The sequence below is a fragment of the Pedobacter sp. ok626 genome (genome assembly GCF_900100435.1).
In the GTDB taxonomy this organism is placed as follows: domain Bacteria; phylum Bacteroidota; class Bacteroidia; order Sphingobacteriales; family Sphingobacteriaceae; genus Pedobacter.
This window is the reverse complement of the sequence record NZ_FNEX01000008.1, coordinates 1-16,915: the sequence shown is the minus strand read 5'-3', so window position 1 is coordinate 16,915 and position 16,915 is coordinate 1. Positions and strand designations below refer to the sequence as shown.

Genomic DNA, 16,915 nt, shown 5'->3' with positions numbered 1-16,915 from the left:
AAATAAGTATTCTCTTCGGAGCCTGGCATCTTTTGCTGAAAAAGCAAAAGCGCCTGAGGTCTCCTCTGAGAAACTGATTTTTATTTCAGCATGGAGCAAATACAAAATTAATATTTATGATTACTAGTCGAATTGACTAATTTTAGGCCGGAAGATTTATGATTGCCTATACAGAGCTAAAAGACAGTGAACTGGCTGCCATGTTAAGAGATGGGGATGATGGCGTGTATAAGGAGATTTATAATAGGTATTGGGATAAATTATATTACATAGCGCATAGGATATTAAAATCGCAGGAGGCCACGGAAGAGGTTGTACAGGATGTTTTTGTACTGCTTTGGAAAAAGCGTTTAACATTAGATATTCAGTCTTTGCCTGTTTACCTGGCTGCGATGGTTAGGTATGAGGTTTATCGTTATGTGGCCAGAGATAAGAAGGATAAGGTGAATGAAGTGGCTTATCAGACCACGTTGACGGATTATACTTCCTTTGATACTGATTTAGAAAATAAGTTGTTACTTGAGATTGTTGAAAGCCTCTCTAATCAGCTTCCTGAGAAATGCCGCCTGGTATTTCAATATGTAAAACTGCAGGACAGAGCATTGTCTGATGTTGCAGAAGAATTAAATATTTCGCAGAAAACAGCTGAAGCACATTTAACGAAGGCGCTAAAAGTCATTAGGAACAATGTGGGTAATTCGATGCATTTGCTTTTTTAAAGCATTTTAAAAATATTTTCATTTTGCACTAAGGGTAAATTGCCTGGCGCATACTCTATACATTCAAACGCCCAAATTTATGAATAGAGAGGAAGCAAAAGGTTTAGCAAAAAAGTTTTTGGCAGGCAAAGCAACTGCCGAAGAGAAGAATGATTTGCATAGCTGGTCTGCATTAAATATAGATAATGAAGCTGAAGTTGTATTTACATCAAAGCCCGAAAATGCGGATGATGTTAAGTCGAGGTTGTTTGATCGCATACAGTCTAAAATTAATACAGAAAATCAACTGGTATATCGTGGCCCTATAAGAACTAAGTTATGGTACCGTATGGTAGCTGCCGCAGCGGTACTCTTGATTGCCGGGACTTCGGTGTATTTATATAAAACTGATGCAGGTGGTTTTTTTAAGGATAATTTGGCTGATGCGAAGCACATAGCTGTAGGTAAAAATACAGCAATTTTGACCTTGTCGAATGGTAAGCAGATTAACTTGTCGGATGCAATAAATGGCCAAGTGGCCGATGAATCTGGAATTAGTATTAGCAAAACTTCGAATGGGCAATTGGTTTATGAACTGAAAGGTGGATCAACTAAAGCGGGGAATGAGAATCGTTTAAATAAGATAAGTACCCCGAAAGGTGGGCAATATCAGGTTGTATTGCCTGATGGAAGTAGGGTATGGTTAAATGCGGCTTCGAGTATCAAATTTCCAGCTGATTTTGTGGGGCTTAATCAACGTAGGGTTCAGTTAATGGGCGAAGCATATTTTGAAGTAGCAAAAGATAAGTCCCATCCATTTATCGTGGAAACAGATAAACAGGATGTTGAAGTACTTGGTACGCACTTTAATATCAATGCCTATGCTGACGAAGAGCTAACTAAAACTACCTTGTTGGAAGGTAGCGTGCGCGTTAGTCTTGCAGGTTATAGCCCCCTAAGGCATGCCACCGATGCTTTTGTGATTTTAAAACCTGGTCAGCAGGCGTTGTTGGCAGATGGACCTATAAAGATTAACCCGGCTGATACTGAAGAAGCGGTAGCCTGGAAGAACGGGTATTTTAAGTTCAAGAGCGAATCGCTTTCTTCTATTATGCGCAAGTTATCGCGATGGTATGATGTGGAAGTAGTGTATAAAGGAGAAATCAGTAAAGATCGTTTTGGGGGCACCATTAGCCGGTATAAAAATGTGGCTGATGTACTCGAAATGCTGGAATCAACAAAATTGGTGAAATTTAAAGTTGAAGGGAGGCGGATCATAGTGATATAAAATTTACCTGAATCGGCGAGAGCCAAAAAAGAAGAACAAAAAAACCAGAGGCGGTGAGAGGCCCCTGGCTTTGTGTTCGGGAAACGGTTATCAGAATTGCGACTAAACAATAATTATCAACACAACCCAAACTAAACAAATTTATGAATTTTTATGATCTAACCCGTCATAGGTTTAAAACCTATCGTACGGGCCAATTACTACGTATTATGAGGTTAACCATCATCATAATGACTGCCTTTTTTATACAGGTGAGCGCTAAAACTGTTGCGCAGAAAGTTACAATATCGGCAAAGAATGCTCCATTGTTACAGTTGTTTGATGAATTGCGATTACAGACTGGTTATGATTTTCTCTATTCAGATGAAATGCTGAAAATGGCAAAGCCAGTAACGATAAATGCAAAACAGCAGCAATTGGAAACGGTTTTGAAACAGATGTTTAATAATCAGCGACTGGTTTATATCTTAAAAAATAAGGCAGTAATTGTTGCAATGAAAGAAGAATCCTTATTGGATATCGTGAATTCCTATTTTGCAAGAATTGATGTTCGCGGGAAAGTAAGTGATGAACAGGGGAGGGCTTTACCAGGTGCAACTGTAAAAGTTAAAAATGCAGATAGGGTAGCGATTACTGACGTTAACGGTAATTTTGTATTGACAGGAATTGATGAAAAAGCGGTAATCGTAATTTCTTATTTAGGCTATAAGACTAAAGAGGTGCCTGTAAAAGCTGTAATGAATATTAGTATTGAGTCTGTCAATGCAAATCTAGAAGAGGTAGGGGTGATCAGTACAGGTTACCAGAAAATCAAAAAGGATCAGCTAACAGGTGCGGCGAGTACAATTGGCGAGAAGGATTATAACCAACGTACCGCGGTAACAGGTAATTTTCTGGAGAACTTAGAAGGAAAGATTCCTGGTCTTGTTTACAATAGCATTTCTGGTGCGATCTCTATTCGTGGGGTAAGTACTTTTGATGCAGTAAAAAGACCATTGATTGTGGTGGATGGATTCCCTACAGAGATAGATTTGAGTACCATCAACCCAAATGATATCGTTTCTGTATCGGTGCTTAGAGATGCGGCTGCCGCTTCAATATATGGTGTTCAGGCTTCCAATGGGGTAATTGTTGTGGAAACCCGTCGTGGAAAAGTGGGGAAACCTGTTTTTAATTTGCGTAGTACTTTTGGTTTTGAGTCCAAGCCTGATTTTGGGTACCTGAATTATATAGATTCAGAAGAAATGATTCAGATTCATAAAGGTTATGTGAGTTCAGGTAACGACGCTCGTTATTACTATCAGGATCACAATCCTATAGATCCGGTAAGATCTGTATTGTTTGATCTGGATGACAAATTGATAACTCAGGGGCAGGCTGATGCAAAAATTGCAGCAATTGGGTCATATAATAACCTTAAGGATTATACCAATCTCTTCTATCAAAACAGGTTAACGAAACAGGTTAATTTTGATGTAAGTGGTGGTAATGAGAAAAGTACTTATTTATTGGGTTTGAATTACGTTACAGAAAAACCTAAGGAAAGAGCATCTCAAAATGACCGAATTATTTTAAATGCAGCCAACACTTACCAGTTGACAAATTTATTCTCGTTGGATTTTAGAGCAAGTTACACGAATAACCAGAGAAAAAATGGTAAGATAGCACCATACGAAGATCTTTTGCCCTATGATCGTTTGGTTGATGGCGATGGTAATGCTTTGCCGGCAACTTTTGGAGAAGGTAGAGATAATTTTTACGCAATTAACAAAGAGTATAATGAAGCTGCGAAAGCAAAGGGACTTTACGATATGTTGTATTATCCTTATGCTGAACTCAATGCCAATTCAAATAAAACCACACTTAATTCTTTTCGTGCCCAGGGTCGTTTAAATAGTAAAATTACCAATTGGTTGAGCTTGGATTTAGGCGGTGCCTATGAGAACGAGCAAGGGATTAATGATTACTTGAGAACAGATAAGACTTATAGGGTTCGGTATATTGTGAACATAAAGGCAAAGAAAGATCCGGTAACGGGAACACCTTTGTTTACAGATTTACCACAAGGTGATTTTTTAAGCAAACAGACCATAAGAAATGTGGCTTATACTTTACGCGGACAATTTAATGCGAACTATTACTCAAAAGACAAGAAACACAATATTTCTGGAATTTTGGGGATTGAACAGCGAAGAACACAGGCTGACGCTTATAAAACTACTTTTTTTGGTTATGATGGGCAGTCACTGGTTAATAAGCCGGTAAATTTGCAGGTGCTGAATACGAGTACGCCACCAGTTTTCTCTGAATTAGGTACCTATGATGGTACGAGGTTTAGAAGTACAGACTATTTTTCTGAATCGTCTAACGATAGAAGGTTCCGTTCATTTTATGGACAGGGAACTTACGTATACGACCGTCGTTATGTAGCAACAGGAAGTTTGCGTATAGATCAGTCAAACCTATTTGGAGTTGACCCTAAGTATAAAAATACACCATTATGGTCTGCAGGTCTGAACTGGGTGCTAGGGGAAGAGGACTTTATCAAACCACTTACCTGGATCAGCACTTTACAACTTAGAGCTGCGACTGGCTTCAATGGAAATGTGCCAAGTAGTGTTAACGGTCCCTTTCTGCTACTCAATTCTGGTTTAAACACCGTATTTAATACTTCTCAATTGTATTATGATGTGGCCTCACCAGAGAACCAGTCTATTCGCTGGGAAACCACGCAGAGTTACAACCTCGGTTTAGATTATGGATTGCTGGAAGGGAAAATTTCTGGCTCTGTTGACCTTTATTATAAAAAAACAAAGGATGTATTTGGAACCATGTCTGCTGATCCAACACTAGGCTTCAATCAATACAATGCCAATACCGCAGCTATAGAAAATAAAGGCCTTGAACTGATGATCAATAGTTTGAATTTCAACTCAACAGGTTTCAGCTGGCGTACAGGAATAACCGCGTCCTTTAATAAGAATAAAGTTCTCGCTGTTCAAACAAAAGACAAAACTTCCTCTTATGATATAGTTTATGGTACAAACCTTCAGAAAGGTTATCCAATGGATGCCCTGTTTAGTTATAAGTACGCCGGCTTAAATGACAAAGGTCAGCCAGGCGTATATGATAGAAATGGAAATGTCAAAATTATGAATACCTATGGTGATGCCATTGTAGATGTTGATTTTGAAGACCTGAAATATAGTGGAACAACCACGCCAAAGTATGTAATTGGCTTAAATAACCAGTTTTCCGCTGGAGCGTTTGATTTCTCATTCTTGTTTATGTATTATGGTGGACACGTGATGCGTGTGCAACAGCCAAATCCTGACGACATAAATTATGGTTATGCCTTAAAAGGATCTGCGAATTACTGGAAACAAAAAGGAGACGAGCTGTATACCACTATTCCTGGGTTTCCGGAATATGGTACGCCGGGAGATTATAGCTTTGCAGCGAAATATGGTTACACATATGGTGATCGTTTTGTGAGGAAAGCGGATTACATTAGGTTAAGGGATATTATCCTGACTTATAACCTAAAAAGTGAGAGGCTTAAGAAAGCGGGTATTACTAATACGCAAATCCGTTTTCAGGCGCAAAATCCTTTCAAATATACTTTTAGTGGAAACGACATAGACGCAGAATCAATTGACAGAAGAAGCGGAGTCCGGTCTTTGCCGCAACAGGCATTCTATAGTTTAACACTATCTACTAATTTCTAATAAACCCAATTGATATGAAAAAGATATTATCCTACATATTTAGCGCGTTAATGTTGCTGGGTATAGCTTCCTGTAAAGACTTTTTAGAGGTTAAGCCCAAAGGAGTGATACTTCCTGAAAAGCTCTCGGATTACGAAAATATGTTAAACTCGCCAACGATGACGCAAACATTTCCGTCGGCATTGATGTATTGCACAGATGATTATTATGGTGAGTATTCACCTGTAATTCCTGGTACTGTTGCGAATATGTACTTTTGGCGTAGAGAAATTGACATCAATGACCAGGTGAGCCCTATCATATGGGGGCAGTTGTATCGCGTTATTTATGATGCCAATGTGATCATTAAAAATGCAATGCAAGCTAAGGAAGCCGCTGTCGAAAAGAAGAAGCAGGTATTGGGCGAGGCCTTATTGGTGCGTGCAGAGGCCTATTTTACCTTGCTGACAGTGTTTGCTAAAGCTTATGATCCTGCAACTGCAGCAACAGATCCTGGTCTTCCATTGGTAACTTCCAGTGATGTAACCGAATCTACACCTCCGCGTTCCAAGCTTCTCGCAACTCTGGATACTATCGTTAATAATACCGTACTGGCTGCAGAATACTTGCCAACAAGTAACCTTAACAGGTACCGTGGTACTCAGGCTGCTGCTTATGGTTTATTATCCAGAATATATTTGTACATGGCTGATTATCCAAATTCAGCAAAGTATGCTGAGCTAGGCCTTAAGGCCACTCACCAGTTATTGAACTATAATAATTATACTTCCAGTAGGGGCATGCCTGTTACCGATTTAAACCCGGAAATTTTATGGCAGCGTGCAAGTGAGTATTATGGTGTTCCTACCTTTTTATTATACTCAGACGAACTGAAAACTTATTTTAATGCGGCTGATCTTCGCTACGCTTTACTTACGGGTACCAATGCTAAAGGGGTATATCGAGGGGCGCCTCCTGGAAGGGCAAATTTTGGAATTACCTTTCAGGAGCTTTATCTAAATGTTGCCGAAGCGGCCGCAAGGGATAATAATGTGACGAAAGCAATGGAAATGGTTAATAAAATCAGAAAGACAAGGATTAAAACTGCGGACTATCAAGATTTGACTGCTGCTAATCCAGGAGCTGCACTGGTAAGTGTGCTTGCCGAACGCAGACGTGAACTTGCTTATAGCGGACAGCGCTGGATGGATATGAAGCGACTGGACAAAGAGGGGCGCATGACTGAAGTGATTCGTCTCAATAAGAAAACCGGAGATGTATTGTCGACTTTAAAGCCTCATAGCAAAGAGTACACCTTCCAGATACCTATACGGGTAAGACGCTTTAATCCTCAAATGGAAATCAATTAATTATTCTACAATAAAATATAAATATGAAATCAATAATTGTAACGACTATACTAACCGCTGCATCGCTTTTTAGTTTTGCACAGAATAAAAAGGAATTAACGGACGACTTATTAAAGGATAAGGAAAAGGTTCTGGCAAAGTACATACCCATGGCCAATGGTGAATATTTGAATAAAGCGTTTCAGTTTCCGCTTGACTCATTGCTCAATAGGGTCGATGCATTTAAAGCAGATTATGATAAACAAATCAGTAAAGAAAAAAGTGCTGAACTTAGGGAGCTTAAGAAAAAGGATGCTTTGTTTTATAGTCATGCCTTGTTGTATAGGTACCAGATTTATTACGGTACAGATTCAGCCGCAATGGAGAGAATGTATCGTGTGATGGAAGAAAAGAGGTCTGCTCCTAACTTTTATCAGCTAATCGATTCTGCTCGATTACTTGCTTTTCCGAAAAGACTTAGTAGTGAGGATAGGGAACGTATTGAAACAATAATCGGAAGTGGCAATAGTGTGAATGAGGGTGCATTGTTTAAAACTTCAAGAGCATACAGGATATGGTTAAATGATTATCTTAAAAGTGTGCAACGTAAAAAGTATCCAGCCAATACGGCTCTTGGTTACGGGGGTGACAATGTAGCGATGCTTAAAGTTGTAAGTACAGAGATCAGTGATCCTTTTATTAAAGAATACCTACTTTATACCACTACTGGGACAGTGATTAAATCTGTAAAAAATGCTGAGGCTAAAGAAAATGCTTACAAAGATTTTATGGCAGTTGTGAGCAATCCTGTTTATAAAAAGGAGATAGAAGAGACCTATACCAATTATAAAAATATGTCATCCAATGTCGCTTCACCTGATTTTAATTATACGGATGTAGACGGCAAGCAGATTTCTTTAAAATCCTTACGTGGCAAATATGTTTACATTGATGTATGGGCTACCTGGTGTGGACCCTGCAAAGCGGAAATCCCATTCTTAACTAAGGTAGAAAATGATTACCATGGCAAAAATATCCATTTTGTAAGTCTGTCGGTTGATCGTATGGCTGATAAAGCCAAATGGATCAGTTATGTAAAGGATAATAAATTGCAAGGTATTCAATTGATGGCCGATAAGGATTTTAGTTCTGATTTTGTGAAGAAGTATAACATCAATTCTATTCCAAGGTTTATTCTGATTGATCCGGCGGGGAAAATTGTTTCTGGTGATGCGAAGAGACCATCTGATCCTGAATTGCGGAGACAGTTCGATATGCTACTAAAGTAGCCTCCAAATATATTTTAGTTTTAAATATTAAACAGATGCCGGCTTTCAATTGAAGGCCGGCATCTGTTTATCAGATAAAATTTTCTCCGGATTTAATGGAAGGACATTTTATTTCTCTAAGTTTGCATTTTGTTTTTAGCGTTTATAAGCACACATGGATATTTCTGTAGTCATCCCATTATATAATGAAGACGAGTCTCTTCCCGAATTAACAGCCTGGATAGCCAAGGTAATGCGGGAAAATAACTTTTCTTATGAGATTCTTTTTGTAGACGACGGAAGTACAGATTCGTCATGGGCGGTTATTGAAGAGTTGAAAACGGAGTTCGATGCTGTAAAAGCCATTAAATTCAGAAGGAATTATGGGAAATCAGCAGCTTTAAATGTAGCCTTTGCTGCAGCCGAAGGAAATGTGATCATTACCATGGATGCCGATTTGCAGGATAGTCCAGATGAAATACCAGAACTTTATCGTCGTATAAACGAAGAGAAACTGGATATCATTTCGGGTTGGAAGAAGAAACGCTACGATCCGATTACAAAGACAATCCCGACTAAACTATTTAATGCGGCAACTCGTCGGATGTCGGGCATAAAATTAAACGATTTCAATTGCGGTTTAAAAGCATATCGTAAGGATGTGGTGAAAACCATTGAAGTTTACGGAGAGATGCACCGTTATATTCCTGTTATTGCTAAATGGGCAGGATTTAAAAAGATAGGAGAGCAGGTTGTAGAACATAGGGCACGTAAGTATGGTGTAACTAAATTCGGACTTAGCCGTTTTATCAACGGATTTTTGGATCTGTTGTCTATCTTCTTTGTCGGTAAGTTTGGTAAAAGACCAATGCACTTTTTTGGGTCCCTGGGCGTATTAAGCTTTCTTTTAGGAACATTTATGGCGATCTGGCTGATTGGTGTTAAATTATATCACATTTGGATGAGTACCCCTTACAAAAGGGATGTAACCGACCAGCCTTTATTTTATATAGCGCTTGTGGCCATTATCCTGGGCTCGCAGTTGTTTTTAACAGGCTTTGTGGCCGAGCTGGTGACCAGAAATGCGACCGAACGTAACCATTATTTGATTGAAAAAGAGATCATATAATCCATGTTTTTTTCAATAATCATTCCGCTCTATAATCGTCCTCAAGAAATTGACGAATTGCTGAATACCTTGACTAAGCAAACTTATTTGCAGTTTGAGGTTCTGGTGATAGAAGACGGATCTGTAAATGATGCAAAGGCCATTGTAGAGAAGTATGCCAACAAGCTGGATGTAAAGTATTTTTTTAAACCCAACGAGGGCCAAGGTTTTGCAAGGAATTATGGTTTTGAGCGTGCCAAAGGCGATTATTTTGTAGTCTTTGATTCCGACTGTCTGATACCTGCGGATTATTTGGAGACCGTTAAGGATTATCTATTTGAGCATAAGTTGGATGCATATGGTGGGCCGGATGCCGCGCATAAAAGCTTTACTTCAATACAAAAGGCTATCAGTTATGCCATGACTTCCCCATTTACTACTGGCGGAATCAGGGGCAATAAAAAACATATGGGACAGTTTCATCCCCGTAGTTTTAACATGGGTGTATCGCGCGAGGTTTGGGAAAAAGTTGGCGGTTTTATTTTAACCAGGTTAGGGGAGGATATCGAGTACAGCATTCGAATTCATGCTAATGGATTTAAGATCGGATTGATCCCGGGGGCTGTAGTGTACCATAAACGACGTACAAGTTTTGCACAGTTTTATAAACAATTGCACTTTTTTGGACGGGCAAGGATAAATATTTATAAACATTTTCCGGCAGAGTTGAAGCTTGTGCACTTCTTTCCGGCAGTATTTACCTGCGGCGTGATATTTACAGTGCTGATGAATATATTTTATCAGCCTTTAGCGTATTTGTGTAACTTTATATTGTTGTTATACCTGATGTTGATATTTTTTCACTCATGGCGGGTTAATAAATCGTTAAAGGTTGCATTTTTGAGTATTATTGCTGCGTTTATTCAACTGACAGCCTATGGCTTAGGTTTTATGCAGGATTTTTTTAAAAGAATAGTATTAAAACAACAATGATAGAGTTTTTAAAGGAAAGTACATTTGCTACAAATGAAGTAATCAGCAAGGCTTGGACGGTGACCAAGAAGAATTACTTTTCCATCGCTACACTTTGCTTTTTAATGTTCATTACCTCCAATGCCTCTGGCTTAATGGCATTCTTTTTAAAGGATGTTAACATGGGATTGAGCATATTGATGGCATTTTTCTTCATTATGTTTTATTTTACCATTAACCTTTCACTGTTCAAATACATCTTTCATCTTTTGGACGACGATTTAAACGTGAGCATTGTAAGCACAATTCCTACCCGTAAACAAATCATCAGATTTCTGGTTGCCATGTTATACTTTATGCTATGTATCATTGGTGTTTACTCGCTAGTGATATTAATCGCATTCCCTTTTATTTACCTCGGAATTAATATGGACGTCATTACCAATATTGCCATTTCGGTGGGTATAATCGCCATATTTATTACCTGGATACGAATTTCTTTCTTCCCTTTCTTTATCATTGATAAGAATCTGCCTCCTTTTTCGTCTATCAAATTTAGTCTAGCCATTACTAAAGGGAATTTTACCAAAATCTTATTGCTATTATTGGTACTGGGCGGTTTTCATTTGCTGTACTTGTTTGTTAGTTATTTACAGTGGCCTGTCATTGCATTTTTTATTAATGTTTTGAGTTCGTTTATCATTGTTCCATTATCAAGTGTGGCATTAACAATTGCCTACAGAAAAATGATCAGCGAGTACAAAGGTGAGGGTGAACCCGATATTATTCATAATATAGTTTAATCAATATTTATGGGATTAAAAGCGGCATTAAGTAAGCCATTTGCTGCCTTTGTAGTAAAAGGTATTAATAAATGGAAAAAAAATGCAGTAAGGGCTCAGGAGGATACGCTTAAGCAGCTTGTGGCTGCGGCTAAGGGTACTTCTTTTGGAAAAGACCATCATTTCGCATCGATAAAAACATACGCGGACTTTAAAAAGCATGTTCCTATACGTGATTACGAAGAGCTAAGGCCTTATATAGATCGAGTAGTTGCGGGAGAAAAGAATGTGATGTGGAAGGGTAAGCCACAATATTTCGCAAAAACATCCGGAACAACATCAGGTGTAAAATATATTCCTATTTCTGCGGCTTCTATGCCCGAGCATATTAAGGCTGCCCGTAATGCCTTATTGACTTATGTTCATGAAACAGGGAATGTGCGTTTTATTGACGGCAAGATGATTTTTTTGCAGGGGAGTCCTGTGATGAGCAAAAAGAATGGCATTCATGTAGGTCGTTTATCGGGTATTGTGGCCAATTTGGTTCCTGCTTATTTGCAGAAGAACCGCCTGCCTTCTTATCAAACAAATTGTATCGAGGATTGGGAAGAAAAGGTTGATGCTATTGTGGCAGAAACAATAGATCAGGATATGACCCTGATTTCGGGGATACCACCCTGGGTACAAATGTATTTCGATAAACTGACAGAAAAGTCGGGCGGTAAAAAGATCAAAGACATCTTTCCTAACTTCGAATTGTTTGTTTACGGTGGAGTGAATTACGAACCTTATCGGTCGAAAATTGAAGCCAGCATTGGCCGAAAGATTGATTCTATAGAGACTTATCCTGCATCAGAAGGTTTTATTGCCTATCAGGATAGTCAGCAAGATAAAGGCTTATTGCTACTGGCGAATGCCGGAATGTTTTATGAATTTATCCCAACGGATGAGTTTTACAATGATAATCCTACCCGCTTAAGTTTGGGCGAAGTAGAATTGGATACTAATTATGCACTGGTTTTAAATACTAATGCCGGCCTTTGGGGATATGTGATTGGTGATACCGTGAAATTTGTGTCAAAGGATCCATATAAAATTATGGTGACTGGCAGGATTAAACATTTTATATCTGCCTTTGGTGAGCACGTGATTGGCGAAGAGGTAGAACATGCTATATTGTCGGTTGCCAATGAAGAAGGAGTTGGGATTACCGAATTTACAGTTGCGCCGCAGGTGAGTACGCCAGCAGGTGAATTGCCTTATCATGAGTGGTTTGTAGAGTTTTCTAGTCCACCTGCAGACATGGTTTCCTTTAGTAAAAAGGTGGACGAGGCTTTGCAAAAGAAGAATATTTACTATTTTGACCTTATTGAGGGTAAAATATTGCAACCTTTGATCATTCGTTCTTTACAAAAAGATGCGTTTGTAAGCTATATGAGGACACAGGGAAAGTTGGGGGGACAAAATAAAGTTCCACGGCTTGCCAACGACAGGAAGATAGCGGATGATTTAAGTAGTTTTATAATTCGTCATAGTGACGAAGAACAGAGGGGAGTTTAATTGAAAAATATATCCATTTTAGGTGCTACAGGGTCTATAGGTACCCAGGCTTTAAATGTTATTGAAGGGAAAGCTGATTTATATCGGGTTTCTGCCTTAACGGGGAACGGAAATGCCGCATTGTTAATTGAGCAGGCTTTAAAGTTTAAACCGGAACTGGTTGTAATTACGGATGAAAGTAAATATCAAACCGTAAAAACGGCTTTGGCAGGGACAGATATTAAAGTTCTGGCCGGAGAAGAAGCTTTGTGCGAAGCTGCAGTTTTGGATGGGGTAGATATCGTGCTTACTGCAATCGTTGGATCGGTAGGATTAAAACCTACTATCGCTGCAATAAAGGCTGGTAAAGATATTGCATTGGCCAATAAAGAGACGCTTGTTGTTGCTGGAGACCTGATTACACGATTAGCAAGAGAAAATGGGGTGGAAATTATTCCAGTCGACTCTGAGCATTCGGCGATTTTTCAATGTTTGGTTGGTGAGTCTACAAATTCAATTGAAAAGATTTACCTTACAGCTTCGGGTGGACCTTTTAGAGGTAAGGATCGTTCTTTTCTTAAAGGGGTTACAAAGGCTGAAGCTTTAAAGCATCCAAATTGGGTTATGGGGGCAAAGATCACCATAGATTCGGCTTCGTTGATGAATAAGGGACTTGAAGTGATTGAGGCTAAATGGTTATTTGATTTGCAAGCAGATCAGATCGACGTGATCGTACACCCTCAATCTATTGTACATTCGCTTGTACAGTTTAATGATGGATCAATGAAAGCGCAAATGGGTTTGCCGGATATGAATTTGCCGATTCATTATGCTTTGGCGTACCCAGATAGAATATTTAGTGATTTTAAACGTTTCAATTTTATTGACTATCCAGAGCTTAATTTTTATAAGGCGGATTTGGAGACGTTTAGAAATCTTGATTTGGCTTATACCGCTTTGCATAAAGGGGGGAATATGCCTTGTATCATCAATGCAGCTAATGAGGTGGTGGTAGAAGCCTTTTTGCAAGACAAGATTGGTTTCTTACAAATGAGTGATGTGATTGAGGCTTGTATGGAGGGGATAGGCTTTATCGAACAGCCTAGTCTGAGTAATTATTTAGAAACAGACCTGCATACACGTATATTTGCGGGTCAACTGGTAACAAAAAAGAATTTTTAAGATCAAAATAGAATATTAAAAGAAAAATATGAGTGGATTGATTATGGCGGCCCAGCTATTGTTGGGATTATCGTTCTTGGTAATTTTACATGAGCTAGGACATTTTTTAGCGGCACGTGCCTTCGGAATTAAAATTGAAAAGTTTTATTTGTTTTTTGATGCCTGGGGACTGAAACTGTTTAGTATAAAAGTAGGAGATTGTGAGTACGGAATAGGTTGGTTACCTCTTGGTGGTTATGTTAAAATTGCAGGTATGATAGATGAATCTATGGATACAGAGCAAATGGCACAACCGGTACAGCCATGGGAATTTAGGTCAAAACCAGCATGGCAGCGTTTAATTGTTATGCTTGGCGGTGTAGTAGTGAATATCCTCGTTGGTATTATTATTTTCTGGGTCATGACTTTTGCTTATGGCGAGACCTATATTGCGAATAGTTCGGCGATTAATGGTGTTAATCCTGGAGTTGTTGGTAAGGAGCTTGGCTTGCAAAAAGGGGATAGAATTATTGCTGTGAATGGGAATAAGGTAATTCGTTTTGATGAATTGACTAGTTCTGAAGTTTTGATGGGCAACAGTAATTTAACTATTGTACGTGGCGATAAAACCATCGATATTAAAGTCCCTGACAATATCTTAAATAAGATAGCTGATTCTGGAGTAGAAGGATTTATTAGCAGAATGCCACTTTTAACTACAACGCTTGACAGCATCGTGCCTGGAAAATCAGCGGATAAAGCAGGTCTTAAAAAGGGTGATCGTATTGTTGCTGTAAATTCGATTCCAGTTAAATATGATGCAGATGTAAGAGAATTGATTCCTAAGTTTAAAGGCAAAACCCTAACTTTTGAGGTGAATCGTGGAACTGAGCATTTAACTTATGCAGTTCCCGTAGATACAATGGGTACAATTGGAATTAACTTTAATTATAAAGAGCTTAAGGAAGAGACCCTTAAATATAGCCTATTGGGCGCATTACCAGTTGGTATAAAACAAGCCTGGACAACTTTTAGCGACAATGCTAAAGGGATCTGGAAAGTTTTAAAGGGTGATATTAAAGCGAATAAGGCTTTTTCTGGTCCTGTTGAGATCGCACGTAAGGTTTATGGCGGCGAGTGGATCTGGACTAAGTTCTGGCTTTCTACAGGCTTTATTTCAATTGCGCTGGCATTTATGAACTTGTTACCAATTCCTGCATTGGATGGTGGACATGTTGTTTTCTTAGTTATTGAAATGATTAAAGGAAAACCTCTGGGCGATAAATTTATGGAGCGTTCTCAGCTTGTTGGTTTTGTAATGTTGTTGTCGTTAATGGTATTTGTATTGGGCAACGATATTTTTAAAGCTTTCTTTAAACATTAAAGGACATGACTGATTATTTTGGTTTTTACGGTCTGCCGATTAGTTTTAATCCTGATGCAGCAGCCGTAAAACAACAGTTCTATGCTTTGAGTAAAAAGTATCATCCTGATTTTTACATCAACGAATCTGAAAAAAAGCAGGCTGAGGTGCTAGAAATGAGTACGTTGAATAATAAGGCTTACCAGGTTTTAAGTGATCCTCAAAAACGTTTGCACTATATTTTAGAATTAAAGGGGCAATTAACGGAAGCTGAAAACTACGTGCTTCCACAGTCGTTTTTAATGGATATGATGGATGTGAATGAAGCTTTGATGGATTTGCAGTTCGATCCTGATGAAGCTCGTTTAGCAGCGCTTAAAGATGAAGTAGCCTTGATTGAAAAGAGTATTGCAGATGAAATTTTAAAATTAACGACTTCTTTTGATCGTCAGGATGCAGCTGAACAAGCTGCTGCTCTGGTATCAATTAAGGATCTATATTATCGCAATAAGTATTTATTGCGCATACGTGAAAGTATAAACAAAGCAACGGCTAGTCTGTAGTAGTTGTTAAGACAGTGTAAAAAAGCATTTACAAGCTTTTTTACACTGTTTATTTGAGGTAATTTCGGCTTCAAACCAATTGTTAGATGAATACATTATCAATTTTTAGAAAAGTAGCTATAGCTGAAGGTGTTTCTTACATTCTGCTGATTTTTATTGCCATGCCATTGAAGTATTGGGCAGAGATGCCTTTGGCTGTTAAATACACAGGATGGGCTCATGGCTTGCTGTTTGTGCTTTACATCATGTTTTTAATTATGGCATGGGTGGAGTATAAATGGAGTTTCAAAAAATCTGCATTGATAGGAGTGGCTTCATTGCTTCCTTTTGCCCCTTTTTTGGTAGATAGAAAGCTTAAAGAAGAAAATTAAAATATATTTTGCAAATATGAAATCAATTCATACATTTGCAACCCGCTGAATAAGCAAATGCCCAGCTGGCGGAATTGGTAGACGCGCTGGTCTCAAACACCTGTGGGAAACCGTGCCGGTTCGACTCCGGCGCTGGGTACATTGACTAAAGCCTTAGAGAAATCTAAGGCTTTTTTTATGTGCGCCCGGCACGGGCGCAAACTCTAGGGTGGAAGTCCCGAACGCACCTTGATAGTGGGAAGCGTTAACTTAAGGCAAGGGTGTCCTCCGCGAGGAGGAATCTGAAGGAAGCCGGCGGTAAATCTCTGGCCTGACGAACAGGAAGCGAATTAGGCAGTTGGATGTGGGTGAGTTTGCATAACAAAACAAAGCCCTAAACTATCCGAAACATCCTGCTGTACATTCGACAGGTATATGGAGAGAAAGTTTGCGTTCTTACCCGGGGAGGTCTGCCGAGTAGTTGCCGGAGGGGGATGCGCCTCCCGAAGGAACAAGGTTATGTAGTGATACATAACTGCCACCGCAGAAGTCAGCAGAGGCCATAGTACTTTTTTTTTTTTTAGAAGGAAGGGCTGAACATTAAATGTCCGAGTAGTACTACCGGAAATGGGACTATCGTAAAGAAAGCAGAAAACTCCGAATGGAGAGCTGCTCTGTAAGGAATATGCTGGAAGCAGAAAGGTAGCAGGGAGCGCTGAGCGATATCTTGAAAGAAAGCAGGAAACAAGGAAACAGAGAAAAAAAAA

General features: G+C 39.0%; 15 protein-coding genes and 1 tRNA gene. 14 read left to right on the top strand and 2 right to left on the bottom strand.

All coding sequences use genetic code 11. The features are described from left to right. The first annotated feature begins 158 nt into the window (after positions 1-158). The 14 genes from BLS35_RS12615 to BLS35_RS12550 all read left to right on the top strand — a co-directional run bounded on the left by BLS35_RS12615 (position 159) and on the right by BLS35_RS12550 (position 16,308). Positions 159-719, top strand: a complete 561-nt coding sequence (locus BLS35_RS12615; RefSeq protein ID WP_090781487.1) for an RNA polymerase sigma factor — start codon at positions 159-161, stop codon at positions 717-719. Between the two features lie 79 nt (positions 720-798). Next, positions 799-1,986 (top strand): FecR family protein, encoded by a 1,188-nt coding sequence (locus BLS35_RS12610; protein ID WP_090781485.1) that lies wholly within the window; start codon positions 799-801, stop codon positions 1,984-1,986. Between the two features lie 143 nt (positions 1,987-2,129). Beyond that, entirely contained in the window at positions 2,130-5,714 is a 3,585-nt protein-coding gene (locus BLS35_RS12605; protein ID WP_090781483.1) for a SusC/RagA family TonB-linked outer membrane protein, read from the top strand. 14 nt (positions 5,715-5,728) lie between these two features. Next, entirely contained in the window at positions 5,729-7,063 is a 1,335-nt protein-coding gene (locus BLS35_RS12600) for a RagB/SusD family nutrient uptake outer membrane protein (RefSeq protein ID WP_090781481.1), read from the top strand. A gap of 23 nt (positions 7,064-7,086) precedes the next feature. Then, the gene (locus tag BLS35_RS12595) at positions 7,087-8,331 is read left to right on the top strand and encodes a TlpA family protein disulfide reductase (protein ID WP_207909112.1); all 1,245 of its coding nucleotides are present in this window, start codon (positions 7,087-7,089) and stop codon (positions 8,329-8,331) included. Between the two features lie 154 nt (positions 8,332-8,485). Further along, entirely contained in the window at positions 8,486-9,439 is a 954-nt protein-coding gene (locus tag BLS35_RS12590; RefSeq protein ID WP_090781479.1) for a glycosyltransferase family 2 protein, read from the top strand. 3 nt (positions 9,440-9,442) lie between these two features. Beyond that, positions 9,443-10,411 carry a glycosyltransferase family 2 protein gene (locus BLS35_RS12585; protein WP_090781477.1) on the top strand — a complete coding sequence of 323 codons (969 nt, stop codon included), beginning with the start codon at positions 9,443-9,445 and terminating at the stop codon, positions 10,409-10,411. Further along, the gene (locus BLS35_RS12580) at positions 10,408-11,193 is read left to right on the top strand and encodes a hypothetical protein (protein WP_090781475.1); all 786 of its coding nucleotides are present in this window, start codon (positions 10,408-10,410) and stop codon (positions 11,191-11,193) included. Before BLS35_RS12585 ends, BLS35_RS12580 begins: the two co-directional genes overlap by 4 nt. A gap of 9 nt (positions 11,194-11,202) precedes the next feature. Then, complete coding sequence (locus BLS35_RS12575) at positions 11,203-12,732, top strand: GH3 auxin-responsive promoter family protein (RefSeq protein ID WP_090781473.1); 1,530 nt, start codon at positions 11,203-11,205, stop codon at positions 12,730-12,732. Beyond that, positions 12,733-13,893 (top strand): 1-deoxy-D-xylulose-5-phosphate reductoisomerase, encoded by a 1,161-nt coding sequence (locus tag BLS35_RS12570; protein ID WP_090781471.1) that lies wholly within the window; start codon positions 12,733-12,735, stop codon positions 13,891-13,893. A 28-nt stretch (positions 13,894-13,921) separates the two neighbouring features. Beyond that, complete coding sequence (gene rseP / locus BLS35_RS12565) at positions 13,922-15,256, top strand: RIP metalloprotease RseP (protein WP_090781469.1); 1,335 nt, start codon at positions 13,922-13,924, stop codon at positions 15,254-15,256. 5 nt (positions 15,257-15,261) lie between these two features. Beyond that, complete coding sequence (gene hscB, locus BLS35_RS12560; protein ID WP_090781467.1) at positions 15,262-15,798, top strand: Fe-S protein assembly co-chaperone HscB; 537 nt, start codon at positions 15,262-15,264, stop codon at positions 15,796-15,798. Positions 15,799-15,884: 86 nt separating this feature from the next. Next, positions 15,885-16,169 carry a DUF3817 domain-containing protein gene (locus BLS35_RS12555; protein ID WP_090781465.1) on the top strand — a complete coding sequence of 95 codons (285 nt, stop codon included), beginning with the start codon at positions 15,885-15,887 and terminating at the stop codon, positions 16,167-16,169. A 59-nt stretch (positions 16,170-16,228) separates the two neighbouring features. Next, positions 16,229-16,308, top strand: a tRNA-Leu gene (locus BLS35_RS12550). 190 nt (positions 16,309-16,498) lie between these two features. Here the strand turns inward: BLS35_RS12550 and BLS35_RS27520 are convergent. Next, positions 16,499-16,681, bottom strand: coding sequence for a hypothetical protein (locus BLS35_RS27520; RefSeq protein ID WP_139205885.1), 183 nt, complete (start codon positions 16,679-16,681; stop codon positions 16,499-16,501). Between the two features lie 47 nt (positions 16,682-16,728). Then, a partial coding sequence (locus BLS35_RS28070; protein ID WP_217634947.1) for a hypothetical protein occupies positions 16,729-16,915 on the bottom strand: 187 nt, incomplete at its 5' end.

What these genes read in the sequence shown, in the direction of transcription:
- BLS35_RS12575 (WP_090781473.1), top strand. Translation starts at nt 11,203, where the DNA reads ATGGGATTAAAAGCGGCATTAAGTAAGCCATTTGCTGCCTTTGTAGTA.
- BLS35_RS12590 (WP_090781479.1), top strand. Translation starts at nt 8,486, where the DNA reads ATGGATATTTCTGTAGTCATCCCATTATATAATGAAGACGAGTCTCTT.
- hscB (WP_090781467.1), top strand. Translation starts at nt 15,262, where the DNA reads ATGACTGATTATTTTGGTTTTTACGGTCTGCCGATTAGTTTTAATCCT.
- BLS35_RS12555 (WP_090781465.1), top strand. Translation starts at nt 15,885, where the DNA reads ATGAATACATTATCAATTTTTAGAAAAGTAGCTATAGCTGAAGGTGTT.
- BLS35_RS12600 (WP_090781481.1), top strand. Translation starts at nt 5,729, where the DNA reads ATGAAAAAGATATTATCCTACATATTTAGCGCGTTAATGTTGCTGGGT.
- BLS35_RS12585 (WP_090781477.1), top strand. Translation starts at nt 9,443, where the DNA reads ATGTTTTTTTCAATAATCATTCCGCTCTATAATCGTCCTCAAGAAATT.
- BLS35_RS12605 (WP_090781483.1), top strand. Translation starts at nt 2,130, where the DNA reads ATGAATTTTTATGATCTAACCCGTCATAGGTTTAAAACCTATCGTACG.
- rseP (WP_090781469.1), top strand. Translation starts at nt 13,922, where the DNA reads ATGAGTGGATTGATTATGGCGGCCCAGCTATTGTTGGGATTATCGTTC.
- BLS35_RS12615 (WP_090781487.1), top strand. Translation starts at nt 159, where the DNA reads ATGATTGCCTATACAGAGCTAAAAGACAGTGAACTGGCTGCCATGTTA.
- BLS35_RS27520 (WP_139205885.1), bottom strand. Translation starts at nt 16,681, where the DNA reads ATGTATCACTACATAACCTTGTTCCTTCGGGAGGCGCATCCCCCTCCG.
- BLS35_RS12580 (WP_090781475.1), top strand. Translation starts at nt 10,408, where the DNA reads ATGATAGAGTTTTTAAAGGAAAGTACATTTGCTACAAATGAAGTAATC.
- BLS35_RS12595 (WP_207909112.1), top strand. Translation starts at nt 7,087, where the DNA reads ATGAAATCAATAATTGTAACGACTATACTAACCGCTGCATCGCTTTTT.
- BLS35_RS12610 (WP_090781485.1), top strand. Translation starts at nt 799, where the DNA reads ATGAATAGAGAGGAAGCAAAAGGTTTAGCAAAAAAGTTTTTGGCAGGC.